Raw genomic sequence first — 17,997 nt, forward strand, 5'->3', positions numbered from 1 at the left:
TAATAAAAAATATATATTTTTTAAGTTTTTTAAAATAAAAAATAGTTAACAATTAACTTTTTTATATATATGTTTTGTTAATTATATATTAATTATGATTTTGGTTAAATTAATCTAATTTTTATTTGGTTACAAATATTTATACGTTAATTAGTTATTTTAATATATGGAAATATAAACTTTTAAACATTTTTTATCGTTTAAACGATATTTGTTTCTTAAACATGTAAAGATTATATTAAATATATCAGGAAATAATAATAATGAAAAAGACAATTATAATATCTCTTTTTATAATGGTTTCACTAACTTGGAGCACTACTTTTATAGCTATGAAAATTGCTATAAATACTATTCCTCCTTTATTTGTAACAGGTATGAGATTTTTGTTAGCATCATTTTTATTAATATATTTATGTTATTACACTAACACTACATTATTTTTTCCAAAAGGAAAAAATAACTTTCAAATAATTATATGTATATTTTATTTTTCTATTCCTTTTTCACTAATGTTATATGGAAGTAATTATATTAGTTCTATCATTGCATCTGTTATATTTTCCAATATGCCAATAATGATATTATCTTTTTCATTTTTGTTTTTTAAAAAAAAAATGTATTTTTTACAGCGTATAGGATTAATATTATCTATTTTTATTTTGTCAATAATTTTGTTAAAAGAAATACAATTAGGTAATAAAAACACTATAGACGGAATAATAGCATTAATATTAGCCATGATTTGTCATTCAACAATATATTTGTATGCTAAAAAAAAATATTTTGACATATCTATATTAACTTTTAATGCTCTTCCTTCGTTTTTTTCTGGTATTGCTTTGCTATTAACATCAAATATAATTGAAAAACCTATTTTAAGTAATTTTTCTATCATGTCTATTTTAGCAGTTTTATATTTAAGCTACTTTTCAGGAGTTTTTGGTATTTTGTCATATTTTTATTTACAAAAAAAATTGAGTTCTTTTCATGCTTCTATTGTTTTTTTTATCTTTCCATTAATAACTATAATTTTAGAAAAGTTTTTTTATGGAAATATTATAAAAATAGATCAATTTAAATTGATAATAATTTTAATGAGTAGTATATTTTTAACTCTAATTCCTCTTAATTATAAAAAATAAAAATATTTTTAGTAAATAACTTTTAAATAATGTTGTAGATATTTATTTAATAATAGAATATTATATATCATGGGAACTTTACATTTTATAAAAAATATGTGTATTTTATACATATCAATCAATCAAATGCAATTTTTCGAAATATATTATTAAATTAATTTTATAGAAATAAAAATATTTAAAAATTTTAATTATTTTTTTATCCTAATTACAAACTATTTATAGTGTATAGTGTAAATAACTTAAAAGGAAAATAATTTATATAATTTAAACAAACTAGTACATATAATTTAAAAATTTACATATTAAAACAAAATTACTAGTTTTTTATAATTAAAATTATAAATTTTTAAAATATATTTGTTTTAAAAATATTAATTTAATAAAAATTTAATAGGATATCTTTATGTATTTTATTTCAAATTATATTTTGTTTCTTCTTAAAATATTGACTATTTTTATACTTTTTTTTCTCATCATATTTTTATTAATTAGCACAATGCGAAAAAAAAATAAAAATAGAGATAAATTAAATGTAATATCATTGAATAATTACTATAAATCAATGAAAAATGAAATATTTTTTGCTAAACTCTCAAAGAACGAAAAAAAAATATGGGATAAAAATAAAAAAAACAATAAAAAAAACAAATTTAGAAATTTTTTTAAATTTATTAAAATTATTAAAACTATTAAAACTATTAAAAATAATAATTCTTATGAGAAAAAATCTACGTTATATGTATTAGATTTTAAAGGTGGTATCCAGGCAGTAGAATTAGAATCATTACGTCAAGAAATATCTGCAATTATTTTAGCCTTTAAAAAAGGTGATGAAGTTTTATTACGTTTAGAAAGTGGCGGTGGAGTAGTACACGGATATGGATTAGCGGCCGAACAGTTAAATAGACTTCGGAAAAGAAGTATATATTTAACTATTTCTGTTGATAAAATTGCAGCTAGTGGAGGCTATATGATGGCTTGTGTTGCAAATAAAATTATAGGTGCTCCATTTTCTATTATTGGGTCAATTGGAGTTGCTGCTCAAATACCTAATTTTTATAAATTTCTAGAAAAAAATAATATTGATATAGAATCACATACAGCTGGAGAATATAAAAGAACATTAACCGTATTTGGAAAAAATACAGCTGAGGCTCGTGAAAAATTTCGTTTAGAATTAAGTGATATTCATAATTTGTTTAAAGAATTTGTTTGTAATATGCGACCTTCATTAAATGTTAAAGAAGTATTTAATGGAAAATATTGGTTTGGATCTATAGCATTAAAAAAAGGATTAATAGATAAAATTAATACAAGCGATGATTTCATTATTTCTAAAATGGAAAATTTTACTATATTAAATCTTAAATATATGACTAAAAAGCCCATTTTAAAGTCTTTAATTGTGAAAATACAAAAAAATATTAAAAATATAATATTTAAAATATTAAAAATATAAATTTATTGTATATTCATTCGTAAAAATGGTATTCTTAAGTTTTCTTAAATTTAAAATTTTTATGAAATAACATATATTGATAATGATATAAAATTTATTATATACAGTATATTATAGAAAATTTTATATTTCATAGTTTATTTTTAAATTTATTAATTTTACTATAAATGTAGTTTATTCAGTATAATGTAAAATTATGTTTAAATAATTTATTATTTAAAGTTATTTCTTTATACTTTTAAAAATTTTTTTCGAAATATTAATAGATAGCTATAGTAATATTTTATTTTAATTAAAATTTTATATTATACTTTTGAGTATACTATTAATACAGAAAAAGTATTATTTTTTTAAACATGTATAAGCTTGTTATATAAAAGATTAACGTACAAAATATACAATCTCTAATGTTTGTAAATTTCAAAAAATAATTTTATTCCATAAAATTATTGTTATCTAATGATTTTTTCGCATTTTTGTAAGAATTATTCTCATTAGCTTGGCATTTCCTATCAAAGTAGCCGATCCTAATTTAAAATCATTATTTTCTTCATATAAATCGCTAATTAATCCTCCAGCTTCTTTTACTTGCAAAGATCCTGCTGCTATTATAAAAGGATTTATGTTAAAATTAAATAAAAAGTCTAATCGTCCAATTGCTACGTAACTATAATCTAAATTTAAACATCCTGTAGAACGCAATTTAATATTTTTTAGTGAAAACATATTAAAAATTTCTAAAAAATTTTTATCAATATTATGTTTTTTGTGGGAAAATATTATTCCAATTAAACTATTTTCTAAGACATTAATATTGTTACATCTCATTCTATATCCATTCAATTGCGCGCCTTGGCCTTTAACAGCAGTAAATAATTCATTTCTAAGAGGATCGTATACAACCGATATTTCAGTAATGTTCCTTATTGTAATAGCAATGGAAATACAAAAATGTGGTAAATTTCTTTTAAAATTATTAATTCCATCTAATGCATTTATTAACCATATTGTTTTCGGTCCTTTTGTATCTTTTACATATTTTCTTGTTTTTGTAATGATTGTATGTTCAGGATAAGATTTATGAATAATCTCAATCATCAATCTTTCTGAAATTTCTATGATTTTTATAATTACATCCCTTTTTTCTTCTTGTGTTTCATTATTTATTTTCTGATTATCGTAATTTTGAACTAGTATATGTCCGCCTTTTCTGGCAGCACGAATTGCAATATTGAGAATAGGATGCATGATTTTCTTATTTTAAATAAAAAATTAATTATATAATGAAATAATAATTTTGTCTGTCTATATTCTGTTTTTGTGTATTAATTATATTTTAAAATAAATAATTTTATATTATCATTTTGTAAATTTAATTGTTTTAAAAATATAATTTGAAAGATACAATACTATTTAGGATCCACAAAATGAAACAATATTTAGATATATATAAAAGTACTAATTTTAAAATTAATTTATTAAATTTTGATCTAAAAAAAATGTGTAGTTTTTTTTCGTCTATAGGAGAAAAAGAATTTTGTGCAGTTCAAGTAATGCAATGGATTTATAAATATTATTGCAATGATTTTGAAAAAATGTCTAATATCAGCAATAATTTAAAAAAAAAATTATCAAAAATGTGTTGTATTTCTCCTCCGAATTTTTCAAATCAAATTATTTCAAGTGATGGAACAATAAAATGGTGTGTTGCTATTGATGATAAATTTGTAGAAACTGTTTACATACCTCACACCCATCGTATAACTTTATGTATTTCTTCGCAATCAGGTTGTTCTTTATCTTGCAAATTTTGTTCTACTGGAAGACAAAAATTTAATAGAAATCTTACAACTTCAGAAATAATAGGACAAATTTGGTATATAGGTAAACTAATATATAGAAATAAATTAAAAAATTTAAAAAAAATTACTAACATAGTTATGATGGGGATGGGAGAACCTTTACTAAATTTAAATAATGTTGTGAGATCATTAAATATTATTACTAATAATATAGGATTTAATTTTTCAAAAAACCGTGTAACAGTATCAACATCAGGAATAGTCCCTGCTTTAAAGAAACTCAAAAATATGATCGATATATCATTAGCTGTTTCTTTACACGCGTCAAATGATATAATTCGCAATAAATTAATGCCGATAAATAAAAAATACAATATTAAAACTTTACTAGATTCAGTAAAATCGTATCTCTTAAAATCACGATCTAATAAAGGGCGAGTGACTATAGAGTATGTTATGTTAAATAATATAAATGATAAATTATGTCATGCAAAAGAACTAGCTAGATTATTGAGATTTATTCCTAGTAAAATTAATTTAATTCCTTGGAATGTTTTTCCTAATAGTTGTTTTGAACCTAGTAACAGTACTATTATAAAAAATTTTTCTGATATTTTAATTAGAAAAGGATTTATTACTACTATTAGAAAACCTAGAGGAAATGATATTAATGCAGCTTGTGGTCAATTAACAGGGAACACTAATCTTATAAAAATTATTAATAAAGTGAATTGAAAAATAAAATTTTAGAGAGAATGATCTATACAAACTATTCTTAAAATGAAAATTTTATGTTCGTTTTAAAATCATATTTTTAAAAATTTATATAAAAATTTTTAAATAATTTTTTATAAAAAGAGACAGACTTAATGAAACTTAATACACTTATTAAAAGACGAAAATCAAATAAAATTTATGTTGGAAATATCCCTATTGGAGACAATTCATTCGTTTCTGTTCAAACGATGACAAATACTGAAACAACTAATATTGATTCTACAATAAAACAAATTTTACAATTAAAAAAAGTTGGGGCAGATATTATCCGAGTTTCTGTTCCTACTATGGAAGCTGCAGAAGCTTTTAAAAAAATTAAAGATCAAGTAGATATTCCACTTATTGCAGATATACATTTCAATTATAAAATAGCAATAAAAGTATTAGACAATGGAGCAGATGGCTTAAGAATTAATCCCGGAAATATCGGAAATAAAAATAAAATTAGACAAGTCATAAATTGTGCAAAATATAATAAAATACCAATTAGAATTGGAATTAATTCGGGATCTCTTGAAAGAGATATATTAAAAAAATATACATTTCCAACTGCCGAAGCATTGTTGGAATCAGCTATGAGGCATATAAACTATTTAGATAGTTTTAATTTCGATCAATTTAAAGTAAGCATAAAATCTTCTGATATATATATCGCTGTTCAAGCTTATAGACTATTAGCAAAAAAAATTAATCAACCACTACACATAGGAATTACTGAATCTGGGGGATTTAGAAATGGTACAGTAAAATCATCTATTGGAATTGGATTGCTTTTATTGGATGGTATTGGCGATACAATTAGAGTTTCATTAGCGGAAAATCCAGTAGAAGAAGTAAAAGTAGGATTTGATATTCTTAGATCTTTACATATTCGTTTTAAAGGTATTAATTTTATTGCTTGTCCAACTTGTTCTCGCCAAGAATTTGATGTTATTAATACAGTAAAAATACTTGAAAAACGATTAGAAGATATTAAAGTACCAATGAATGTATCGATTATTGGATGTATTGTTAATGGATTGGGAGAAGCTCTTACATCTACTATAGGATTAACTGGATATAGAAAAAGTAGTGTATTATATGAAAATGGAATTCGTCAGTTAAAACGAATTGAAAATGGTAAAATTATTGATGAATTAGAAAAAACAATTCGAGATAAATCAAAAAAATTACTACTTTTAGTATAATTTATATATAGAAATATATTTAAATTTTAAAATATTATATATATGTGTGTATATACATTAATGAATTAATCTTGAAATACTTTAATTTTTTAAAAAGGTAAATAGGTGAATCGAATAATTCAATCGGTTAAAGGTATGCACGGCTATACTCCTGAAAAAATTTTAATTTGGCAATATATAGAAAATAGTTTAAAAAAGATATTAAATAATTACAATTATAGAGAAATTCGTTTTCCTATTATAGAAAAAACAGAATTATTTACATGTGGAATTGGAAATATTACCGATATAGTTGAAAAAGAAATGTATTCTTTTCAAGATAAAAAAAATAATAACATTACATTACGCCCAGAAGGTACTATAGGATGTATGCGTATATGTATCGAAAATGGATTATTAAGACACACAGAACAAAAATTATGGTATTTAGGGCCAATGTTTCGTTATGAAAAACCTCAATTTGGACGGTATCGACAATTTCACCAATTAGGAATAGAATCTTTTGGTCTTTTAGAACCTAGTATTGATTTTGAAATTATTTTATTAATACAAAGAATTTGGAAAACTTTAAATATTTCTCAATATATTAGTTTAGAGTTAAATACTATTGGTTCAATAAATGATCGCATTAATTATAAAAAATCATTGTATTCATATTTCAAAAAATATGAATTTTTTTTAGACAATGACTGTAAACGTCGTTTGTATACAAATCCGTTTAGAATTTTAGATAGCAAAAATCATGATATGCAAGAGATTATAAATAATGCTCCTGTTCTTATTGATTATATCAGTGATAGTTCTTTAAAACATTTTGAAAAATTATGCACATTTCTTACATCAATAAATATTCCTTATTTAATAAATTATAAATTGGTAAGAGGCTTAGATTATTATAATAATACAGTCTTAGAATGGACAGCCAATACATTATTATCAAAAAATACTATTTGTGCAGGAGGAAGATACGATTATTTATCGCAATCTTTAGGAGTTTCCTTTGTTCCTGCTATCGGATGTGCAATAGGGATGGAAAGATTAGTGCTATTATTAGAATCTTTAAAAACAATACAATATTCTCAATATTCTATTGATATTTTTGTCATTTTTTCACATAGAAACATTGAATTAAATGCAATAAAGTTATCAGAGAACATTAGGACAGAATTTCCAAAAAAAAGAATTCAAATTAATTTTTTAAATGGAAATATTAAAAAACAATTTAAAAAAGCAAATAAATTAGGTGCTCGAATAGTCTTATTATTAGGTACTATAGAAATAAGTAATAAAACAATATTAATGAAAGATTTAAAATTTAATACGCAAAAAACGTTTTTAATAATAAATATAATTCAAGAACTCAAATTGTTCTTTAAAAAAAATTATTAAAAATTAACGAAAATTTAAAATAAGATTATATCTTATAAATCTTTTTAAGAGACAACATTAAAATATATAAATATTTCAACAGGACAAAAATTATGCTTAATATTTCTAAAAATATTAAAGAATTTGATTTAGATTTATGGAAGATCATAAAAAAAGAAGAAAAACGACAAGAAGAACATATTGAATTAATCGCTTCAGAAAATTACGCTAGTTTATGTGTTATGGCGGCGCAAGGTTCTAAATTGACCAATAAATATGCAGAAGGCTATCCTGAAAAAAGATATTATGGAGGTTGTGATTATGTAGACATGATAGAAAACTTAGCAATTTCACGTGCAAAGTCTTTATTTAACGCACATTATGCTAATGTGCAACCTCATTCTGGATCGCAAGCTAATTTTGCCGTATATAACGCGTTACTCAAACCTGGTGATACAATATTAGGGATGAATCTTTCTCATGGTGGACATTTAACACATGGTGCATTGGTAAACTTCTCAGGAAAATTATACAAATCTATTTTTTACGGTCTTGATAATAATGGAAATATTAATTACAAACAAATGGAAAAATTAGCTAATATTTATAAACCTAAAATGATTGTTGGAGGATTTTCTTCATATTCTGGAATATGTGACTGGAAACGAATGAGAGAAATTGCAGATACAGTACATGCATATTTTTTAGTCGACATGGCACATATTGCCGGTTTAGTAGCTGTTAATTTATATCCAAATCCTATCAAATATGCACATATTGTAACTGCTACTACTCATAAAACTTTATCTGGACCAAGAGGAGGACTAATACTTTCAAATAATGAGAATAGTGAATCTTTTTATAAACGAATAGATTCAGCAGTCTTTCCATGTTGTCAAGGTGGACCATTAATGCATATAATTGCAGCTAAAGCAGTAGCATTTAAAGAAGCTATGCATCCTAGTTTTAAGATATATCAAACTCAAGTATTAAAGAATGCAAAACTTATTTCAGAAGTATTGTCAAATAGAAATTACCAAATAATTTCCGAAACAACATTTAATCATTTGTTATTAATAAATTTATCTAATAAAAATTTAACAGGAAAAGAGGTAGAGATAGCTCTTAGCAACGCTAATATCATAGTAAACAAAAATAGCATTCCTAATGACACTCAAAGTCCATTAATTACATCAGGAATACGATTAGGAACTCCGGCTATTACTCGGAGAGGATTTAAAGAAAAAGAAGTATTTCATTTATCTCATTGGATTTGTGATATATTAGATGACATTAAAAATGTTCAAAATATTTTAAACATAAAAACAAAAGTATTAGAGTTATGTTTAAAATTTCCTGTTTATAAATTTTGATGGATATTGCAATATATTATACCATCTTAATGAGGTGGTGTAGTAATTATAATGTTTTTACAAATAAAAAACATTGAATATAATAAATTTATTGATTAAATTTTAATTTTTAATTAATGGAAGTTGAACAGTAATTTTTGAATTATAAAGAGTATCTAAACAATGAGAATATTTTACAATTCCTAAAAATTTTGATTTTAAATATTTTTTTAAAATTAAAATGTATTCAGAATTATATTCATTTTCAGGTGTTGTATAATTTGCAATCCAACCTGAAAAAAATAATTTTGCATCTAAAATGGCTTTTTGCGTTAAAATAGCGTGGTTAATACATCCTAGTTTTATACCAATTACTAAAATAACATTTAATTTTTCTTGTATCACCCAATCAGCCAAAGTAATTTTATTTGATAAAGGGGTATTCCATCCTCCAGCTCCTTCTATTAATATGTAATTAGATTTTTTTTTTAAATTATGCAAACCGGATGATAATATATTAGTACAAATAGGATTAAAAGATTTTTTATTTTCAATATTCGGACTAATAAATTCAGAAAAAAGAAACGGATTTACTTCTGTATAATTTAATTTAACAGTACTAAATCGTTGTAGTAACAGTGCATCATTATTTTTTTTATTACAACTATTATAACCAAAAGCTACAGGTTTATATCCTGCTGTATGATATCCAAGATTTTTCGCTAACATTAATAATAAAATACTACATGTTGTTTTACCTACGTTTGTGTCAGTACCAGTTACAAACCAAAAATTTTTCATGAATATATTTTCCAAAAATTTTATGTAAAATTTTAAAGTACTTTTTAATTTTTTATAAAAATAAATTTTAATAATTATATACTTAAGTTTTTCCTTTTTTCAATTATATAGCATGTTAATTAAGTCAGTATCTATTTGTATTAAAAATTTTATTCTTGGCAGATGTAAAGATTTTATTGATGTAATTTAATAAAACATATTTCATTATTCATATTATTAATAAAATTTTTAAAACAATAAAAATATATAATCATTTGTGACTAGAATAATAACTCAAAATAACACAAAAACATATCTTATTACTTATTTTAATTTATTAAAAATATTGTTAATGTTATATATTTTTAGCAATTATTACGAGAATTTTTAGAGATAAATTTATTTTTTTAAAATATAAAATATAAAAAACTATAAATATATTTAATATACAATTAAAATTGTATATATTATTTATATATAAATTTTTTAAATAATTATTTTTAAAAATATGCTATGTTTAAACATCTATACTTATAATAAAATGTACATTTTTTAAATTTTTTATAATATTAAGTGATTTTAAAAATTATTAAAAAATATTTATATTTTTATAATTCAATAATAATTTTCATTGAATATTTTAAAACCACCGTTTTATTATAATATATTATATAGAAATTAGTTTATATTAATTTTTATGTACATTATTTTCTTAAAATTCTTTTCCTTTCAACAATTTTACTAAAATAGTTTTTAATAGTTAAATTACTTTTTCATAAAAAATTTTTTATTTTTTAGAATAAAAATATTTTTTTGTTTAATTCTAAATTTATTAATATAACAAACAATTTTTTAAATGATTATGTTTTTGCTTCATAAAAATTTTTTATTTTTTTAATTGTGTTTTTTTTTAAAATATTTTTTGAATTTTTATCGTTTTTTGAATTAATATAATTATATTTTAAATTCAATCCTAACTTTTTAAAAAGATTTAAATCATTTTCTTTTTTTGGATTAGCAGTAGTTAATAACTTAGATCCGTAAAATATAGAATTAGCACCTGCTATAAAACACATTGCTTGAGTTTGTTCATTCATATTTTCTCGACCAGCTGACAAACGTATATAAGATGTAGGCATCATAATTCTTGTTATAGCAATAACTCTAATAAAATCAAATATATCTACAGATTTATTATTTTCCATAGGTGTTCCTTTAGTTTTTACCAGCATATTCATAGGTATACTTTCTGGAACTTGCGATAAATTAGATAATTGTATTAAAAGGTCTATTCTATCTTTAACTGTTTCTCCTAATCCTATTATTCCTCCTGAACATACTTTTATACCAGATTCTCTGATTATATTTAATGTATCTAATCTTTCTTTGTAACTTCGTGTTGTTACAATACTTTTGTAAAAGTTTTCTGAAGTATCTAAATTATGGTTATAAAAATCTAATCCTGCTGTTGCTAATCTTTTTGCTTGATGTTTTTGTATAGTTCCTAAGGTCATACATGTTTCCATTCCCATTTTTTTTATTTCTTCAATGATTTGTTCTAAATATGGCATATCTCTATCTTTTGGATTTTTCCAAGCTGCTCCCATACAAAATCGCTCAGATCCCATTTTTTTAGCCTCTTTTGCAGATTTTAATATTTTTTCTATTTTAAGTAATTTTTTTATTTTTATGTTTGTTTTATATTTAGAACTTTGAGGGCAATATTTACAATCTTCTGGACATAAACCTGTTTTTATCGATAATAAAGTACTTATTTGAATTTTATTTGGATCAAAGTTTTTCCTATGAACAGTTTGAGCAGAAAATAAAACATCAAAAAAAGGTGAATCAAATAAAAATTTGACTTGTTTAAAATCCCATTGTTTTTTCATTTTTGTTCCAAAAGATATTTATTTAGTAAAATATAGGTTTATAATTATAACTCAATCTTTTTTTAACATATATTATGAATAAATTTAATTTAAAATTTGATCAACAACATATTTGGCATCCCTACAGTTCAATGATTAATCCTTTGCCTTGTTATTTAATAGAATCCGCCAAAGGGGTTTTTTTAAAATTACATAATGGTCGTAAATTAATTGATGGTATGTCTTCATGGTGGGCTGCTATTCATGGATATAATCACCCGCAATTAAATCGTGCCTTAAAATTGCAAATTAATCGAATGTCTCATATTATGTTTGGAGGAATAACTCACTATCCGGCTATTTCATTATGTCGAAAACTTATAAAAATTACACCAAAAAAATTAAAATGCATTTTTCTTTCAGATTCAGGTTCTGTAGCTATTGAAGTAGCAATAAAAATGGTATTGCAATATTGGAAATCATTAGGTAAAAATAAGATTACCTTTTTAACTATTAAAAATGGATACCACGGTGATACATTTTCTGCACTTTCTGTATCTGATCCGATTAATTCTTTTCATATTTTATATGAAAGTTTTTTACCAGTGAACTTATTTTCTGATGCTCCTAAATGTTCATTTTATAGTAAATGGAACAAACAGGATATATATTCATTTCATAAATTAATAGAAAAATATGCAGATATTATTGCTGGCGTGATTTTAGAACCTATCGTACAAAGTATTGGAGGTATGAATTTCTACCATCCTAATTTTTTAAAAAAAGTAAGATCGTTATGCAATATATTTAATATTCCATTAATATTAGATGAAATCGCTACAGGATTTGGAAGAACTGGAAAATTTTTTGCATTTGAATATGCAAATATTGTTCCAGACATTTTATGTATTGGAAAAGCTATAACAGGAGGTACTATAACTTTATCTGCTACATTAACTACAAAAAAAATTGCGAATATTATTAGCAATAATAATATATCAAAGTCTTTCATGCATGGACCTACTTTTATGGCTAACCCCCTCGCATGTGCAGTAGCAAATAAAAATATAGAAATACTACAAAAGAATATATGGAAAAAACAAGTAAAAAATATAGAAAATTGTCTTCGTTTAAATTTATTTCCATTGTTAACGCATCCTGAAGTGAAAGATGTTCGAGTGTTAGGTGCTATTGGTGTAGTAGAATGTATGCATACTTTAAAAATTAAAAGTATACAGAAATTTTTTGTAAAACATGGAGTTTGGATTAGACCTTTTAATAAGATAATATATCTTATTCCTTCTTATATTATTGATGAAGAATCTTTAAGAAAACTTATATATGTTATTTCAATTGCATTGGACGAAAAAAAATTTTTTATGAAATAAATTTTGAGTGATCAATGATACTGATAATATATTTCATTTTATTGCAATTATATCGAACGAATCGATATCCATACAGGTCTGTTTCCAGTTGGATATCTATTTTTAAATTTTAAAAATCCAGTGGTATTATCTAAGGAATATATACTCATTTTATTTGATTTTTCTCCAATAGAAATCAAACATTTTCCTGTTTGATCAATTCCAAAAGATCTAGGTTGTATTTCCGTTAAAACATATTTTATAACTTTTATATCAGTAATGTTTTTAGAATTTTTTATAATTGCAATATGATTACTATTTCTATCAGATGCATATAAATATTTTTCACATGGCGAAATATGTATATCTGAAGACCATGCAGGATTAACTTTGGAATTAGGTATAATATTTATGTTTTTTAATAAATTTATATTTTTGCATAATTTATCGATATTCCAAATACTTACAGTTCCATTTAATTCATTCACACTAAATAAACGATTAAGACTGCTTTGAAAAAGCATATGTCTTGGTCCAGAATTGTTTTCTAGAGGTATAAATGTTTTCTTATTTCTTAATAATATACCTTCATCAGTAAAATTATATAAATAAATTCGATTTCCTCGAAGAGATGATACAAATAAATAGATATTATTATCATGCATTTGTGATGCATGACACCCATTTATTTTATATATAGTTTGTATGGAAGGTTGAGGAATTCCAAACGAATTTATTGGAGAAACACTAATACAATTAAAATGATACGAGCTAGAAAACAAGTAATTTTCGTTTTTATCTAATTCAAAGTGGTTAATATTATGTAAAATATTTGTTTTTCCAATTTCTATCAAAGTTCCATCTATATCAATTTTATATGAACAAATATGAAATTTAGGACGAATTCCTACATACAAACAATTTTTACTGTTAGAAATAATAATAGATTGAGGTTCTCCATCTGTTTTTAAAATTTGGATTAAATTGAGAGATAAATTGGAATTTAATTTCCATACTTCAATTTGTTGGCTGTTTGCACTAGAAATATAGACTGTTTGATTCATAATATTTTATTATTCCTAATTTAAAAAAATAATAGTATTTATTTTTTTGAGCATAAATTTATTGAAATATTAAAAAACAAATTTAAACAATTTTTTATAATACTTATATGAATATGTTAAAAGCGTTTATGCAAATCTTTATAAAAAGTGTTTAAATATTCAAAAAACGAATTATTTTAATTTAATTTAATATATAAGTGAAATATTAATTTTATAATATTAAAACTATTTAAAATAATAAAAATATTTTAAACAAATTTCATTCAAGATATATTTATTTTCGCATAAAATATTAAATATAATTTAATAATACACACATTTTTTTTGAATTTTTGTTATAGTATTTTTTAACGTTTTATATAATCTTGAAAATAAATTTGTAAATTTATTTTTTATATTTAAAATTTATTATAAGTTAACTTTTATCAAAAAATATTTTAACATTATTTATTATCAAATTGTATTTTGATATTTAATATATTTTTTAAATAAAAGTTTATCATTATAAATAGGTAAAAATGTATTTATAGTTTTTAAGTATAAAAGAATAAAATATGTAATTTAATTTTAGTTATATTACATCATAATTTATCAAAGTTAATAATAAAAATATTTACTTTTTCATAAATAAAGCTTTATAAAAAATACATATATGAATTTATTTATTTCATTTTTCATAGGTTCTCGCTATCTTTTTAGTTTTTCTAAAAAAATTTTTAATAAATTTACTGGAATATTATCTATTGTTATTATGTCATTTGGAATATCTTCTGTTATTACTGTTCTTTCTATCATGAATGGTTTTGAAAATGAACTACAAAATAATATTTTAAAGTTCGTACCTCATATCTTGATCAGTAATTCTAAAGGAAGTATGAACATGTTTGATATAGACAAAAGTAATATTGTTTCGCATGATGTCATAAATATTTCAGACGTGATTTTTCGTGATGTAATCGTTCAAAGTAATTTTGCAATGTCTATTGGTTTAGTAACATCTATAAACAAAAAATACAATGAATTCACACCTTATTTAAAGAATAAAAATAGTTTAAATTATTTAAAAACGGGCTATTATAATGCAATAATTGGAAAAAGATTAGCGAACCAATTAAATATTAATATAGGTGATACATTGAGATTAATTACAAAAAATACGAATGCATTTTCATTTTTTAAAAGTATACTCAATAATCACAAATTTACATTGATCGATACTTTCTCCACTAATAATAATGTTGACAACTATCAGATACTAGTCAATCAGGAAGATTTATCGCAATTTTTACAATATCCAAAAAATCACATTACAGGGCTGCGAATCTGGTTAAAAGATCCATTACATGTCACAAATTTTTTAAAAAACTTTCATGTTCTTAATTGCTTAAAAATAGAAAACTGGAAAGATAGTCAGGGCGAGATATTACAAGCTGCGAAAATAGAAAAATATATGATGACACTATTATTTAGTTTAATTATTCTAATTTCTATTTTCAGTTTAATGGTATTTGTTAGTTTATTTATTATAGAAAAAGAAAGAGATATTGCTATATTTCAAACGTTAGGTTTATCTAAATGGAATATTATGTTAATTTTTATCTATCAAGGATTATTGAGTGGAATTTTAAGCATATTATTAGGTATGTTATTCAGTTTTTTTATGATGAATGAAACTTTCGGTATTGTTTCAATTCTAAAAAAATTTTATACAGATTTTTATCTTCCTTATTCTATTGTTCCTTATCAAATTATAATCATTAACTTTATATTTATAACATGCATTTTTTTATCAATTATTTATCCTTCTTGGAAAATAACTCAATTATATCCATCACAAAGGTTAGCATATGAATAGTTTGTATTTGTTGAAGTGCAATTCTATATACAAATCTTATTTACAAAAAACTATCTTAAAGAATATTTCTTTAAAATTAAAGGCAGGAAATATGATGTCTATCACTGGTTCTTCTGGATCAGGTAAAAGTACTTTATTACATATTATAGGTGGATTAGATGTGCCTGATTCAGGACAAGTTTTTTTTTTAGGGCAAAATATTCATAACATTTCTAATAAAAAACAATCTGCTTTAAGAAATCATCATTTAGGTTTTGTATACCAACTTCATCATTTACTTCCAGATTTTGATGTTATTGAAAATGTAGCTTTGCCTTTATTAATTCAAAAAAAAAATAGAATAAAAGCATTTGAACAAGCGTATAATGTTTTAAAAGAACTCAAAATAGAAGAGAAAGCAAAACAGTTCCCTTCAGAATTGTCAGGTGGAGAACGTCAAAGAGTAGCTATAGCCAGAGCATTAGTAACAAAACCCAGTTTAATTATAGCTGATGAACCTACTGGTCATTTAGATAAAAAAAATTCTAAAAATTTTTTAGATTTATTATTTAAATTTAATTACGAATATAATATTGCCGTATTAATAGTTACACATGATGTTTTCTTATTTAAAAATATACCATTAAAAATGGAATTAAAGTCTGGGAAATTATATAAAATAAACGCTTAAAAAGGAAATTATACGGTGATTTATTTGTCTTTTTTAATATCTAAAAAATTTAATACTAAATATAAAAAAGATAGTATCATTCCTATGATATCTTTTTTTTCTAAAATTGGTGTGTTTTTAGGAACATGCATATTAATTGTTAGTTGTAGCGCTTTAAATGGATTTCAGTTTGAATTAAATAATAGAATTTTATCAGTGCTACCTCATGGCGAAATTATACCTATAAATCAACCATTTAAAAATTGGAAGAAAATAAAAAATTTATTGCAGTCATTCACTAATGTTACGTTTGTAATGCCATATGTAAGTACTACAGCGTTAATTGATCATCCACAAGGAATAAAGGGAATTCAATTAAGAGGATTGGATTTTTCTGATATATACGCTTTTAAAAAACTGAAAAAGTTTATTAATATAAAAATATTACACCAAATGAATGAAAATAAAAATCAAATAATATTAGGTAACGGTATTGCAAAATCTCTATCTATAAAAATAGGGGATCAGATAAACATTTTTGCTTGTAAAAATTATAATTCTTTAACTTTACAATATAAATATATTAATTTAAAAGTAATAAGTATTTTTAAAATAGATGGAAACATCGATAATACGCTAGCTTTAGTTTCTATGAAGAATTTACAGAAATGTTTCGGGATGAAATCTGCTATTTCAGGATTAGAGATTTTTGTAAAAAATCCACTCAATGACACTGAAATTTTTAAAACTATTCACAGTAAATTACCTAATACTTATATTGTGAAAAATTGGATAACTGAATATGATTATATATATCATGATATTAAATTAATAAAAACTATAATTTATTTCACTATGACATTAATTTTTATTAGTTCATGTTTAAGTATATCATCAATAAATTTTTTAGAAATATCAAAAAAAACTAATAGTTTTGCAATATTTAAAACATTAGGAATGAATAATCGCACAATTATGATAATATTTTTAATACATGGTATTAAATCTATATTAAAAATTGGATTTTTATCACTGTTTCTAAGTACAATATTACTATTAAACATTAAAAATTGCATATATTATATAGAAAAATTTTTTGGTAAAAAGTTATTATCTAGTATTGTATATTTTATTGATTTTATTCCTATTTTTCTTTCTTTTGTTGATGTCATTTCAATATTTTGCATTTTATTTTTAATAGGATTTGTAACTAGTTATTTCCCTGCTTATTACATAAAAAGCATTGAACCTGCAAAAATTTTAAAAAAGTATTAAAAATATAGCTAAACATAAATAATATTATTTCTAGTAATATTGA

Annotated in this window: 13 protein-coding genes and 1 pseudogene; 10 read left to right on the forward strand and 4 right to left on the reverse strand. The window is 22.5% G+C overall.

Going from position 1 to position 17,997, the window contains the following annotated elements:
* Positions 1-263 precede the first annotated feature (263 nt).
* Both U0T64_01325 and sohB read left to right on the forward strand, forming a co-directional pair.
* Positions 264-1,145: a DMT family transporter gene (locus U0T64_01325; GenBank protein XBC41498.1), complete on the forward strand. Its 882-nt coding sequence runs from the start codon at positions 264-266 to the stop codon at positions 1,143-1,145.
* A 406-nt stretch (positions 1,146-1,551) separates the two neighbouring features.
* Positions 1,552-2,607, forward strand: coding sequence for a protease SohB (sohB, locus tag U0T64_01330; GenBank protein ID XBC41499.1), 1,056 nt, complete (start codon positions 1,552-1,554; stop codon positions 2,605-2,607).
* Positions 2,608-3,063: 456 nt separating this feature from the next.
* On the opposite strand, the gene U0T64_01335 is transcribed toward sohB, so the two are convergent.
* Positions 3,064-3,855, reverse strand: coding sequence for an inositol monophosphatase family protein (locus U0T64_01335; protein XBC41500.1), 792 nt, complete (start codon positions 3,853-3,855; stop codon positions 3,064-3,066).
* Between the two features lie 179 nt (positions 3,856-4,034).
* Between U0T64_01335 and rlmN the strand changes: the two genes are divergently transcribed.
* From rlmN to glyA, 4 genes are all read left to right on the forward strand, one after another.
* A complete protein-coding gene (rlmN, locus tag U0T64_01340; GenBank protein XBC41501.1) occupies positions 4,035-5,144 on the forward strand; it encodes a 23S rRNA (adenine(2503)-C(2))-methyltransferase RlmN in 1,110 nt (369 codons plus the stop codon).
* Between the two features lie 134 nt (positions 5,145-5,278).
* Positions 5,279-6,373, forward strand: a complete 1,095-nt coding sequence (gene ispG, locus U0T64_01345; protein ID XBC41502.1) for a flavodoxin-dependent (E)-4-hydroxy-3-methylbut-2-enyl-diphosphate synthase — start codon at positions 5,279-5,281, stop codon at positions 6,371-6,373.
* Positions 6,374-6,478: 105 nt separating this feature from the next.
* On the forward strand, positions 6,479-7,762 hold the full coding sequence (hisS, locus tag U0T64_01350; protein ID XBC41503.1) for a histidine--tRNA ligase: 1,284 nt from the start codon (positions 6,479-6,481) through the stop codon (positions 7,760-7,762).
* Between the two features lie 92 nt (positions 7,763-7,854).
* On the forward strand, positions 7,855-9,114 hold the full coding sequence (glyA, locus tag U0T64_01355; GenBank protein XBC41504.1) for a serine hydroxymethyltransferase: 1,260 nt from the start codon (positions 7,855-7,857) through the stop codon (positions 9,112-9,114).
* Positions 9,115-9,216: 102 nt separating this feature from the next.
* On the opposite strand, the gene bioD is transcribed toward glyA, so the two are convergent.
* On the reverse strand, positions 9,217-9,894 hold the full coding sequence (gene bioD / locus U0T64_01360; GenBank protein XBC41505.1) for a dethiobiotin synthase: 678 nt from the start codon (positions 9,892-9,894) through the stop codon (positions 9,217-9,219).
* A gap of 953 nt (positions 9,895-10,847) precedes the next feature.
* Positions 10,848-11,765: pseudogene (gene bioB / locus U0T64_01365) on the reverse strand (biotin synthase BioB).
* Positions 11,766-11,839: 74 nt separating this feature from the next.
* Between bioB and bioA the strand changes: the two are divergent.
* Positions 11,840-13,132, forward strand: a complete 1,293-nt coding sequence (gene bioA / locus U0T64_01370) for an adenosylmethionine--8-amino-7-oxononanoate transaminase (GenBank protein ID XBC41024.1) — start codon at positions 11,840-11,842, stop codon at positions 13,130-13,132.
* Between the two features lie 47 nt (positions 13,133-13,179).
* Here bioA and pgl read toward each other — a convergent pair whose 3' ends face one another.
* Entirely contained in the window at positions 13,180-14,175 is a 996-nt protein-coding gene (gene pgl / locus U0T64_01375; protein ID XBC41025.1) for a 6-phosphogluconolactonase, read from the reverse strand.
* A gap of 652 nt (positions 14,176-14,827) precedes the next feature.
* Here pgl and U0T64_01380 point away from each other — a divergent pair.
* The 3 genes from U0T64_01380 to U0T64_01390 are packed head-to-tail and all read left to right on the forward strand — an operon-like array spanning position 14,828 to position 17,954.
* Positions 14,828-16,030: an FtsX-like permease family protein gene (locus U0T64_01380; protein XBC41026.1), complete on the forward strand. Its 1,203-nt coding sequence runs from the start codon at positions 14,828-14,830 to the stop codon at positions 16,028-16,030.
* Positions 16,023-16,700: an ATP-binding cassette domain-containing protein gene (locus tag U0T64_01385; protein XBC41027.1), complete on the forward strand. Its 678-nt coding sequence runs from the start codon at positions 16,023-16,025 to the stop codon at positions 16,698-16,700. The genes U0T64_01380 and U0T64_01385 overlap by 8 nt, the downstream gene beginning before the upstream one ends.
* A 15-nt stretch (positions 16,701-16,715) precedes the next feature.
* Complete coding sequence (locus tag U0T64_01390) at positions 16,716-17,954, forward strand: FtsX-like permease family protein (GenBank protein ID XBC41028.1); 1,239 nt, start codon at positions 16,716-16,718, stop codon at positions 17,952-17,954.
* Positions 17,955-17,997 lie beyond the last annotated feature (43 nt).

The sequence above is a fragment of the Buchnera aphidicola (Nurudea yanoniella) genome (genome assembly GCA_039829995.1).
In the GTDB taxonomy this organism is placed as follows: Bacteria; Pseudomonadota; Gammaproteobacteria; order Enterobacterales; family Enterobacteriaceae; genus Buchnera_B; species Buchnera_B aphidicola_AV.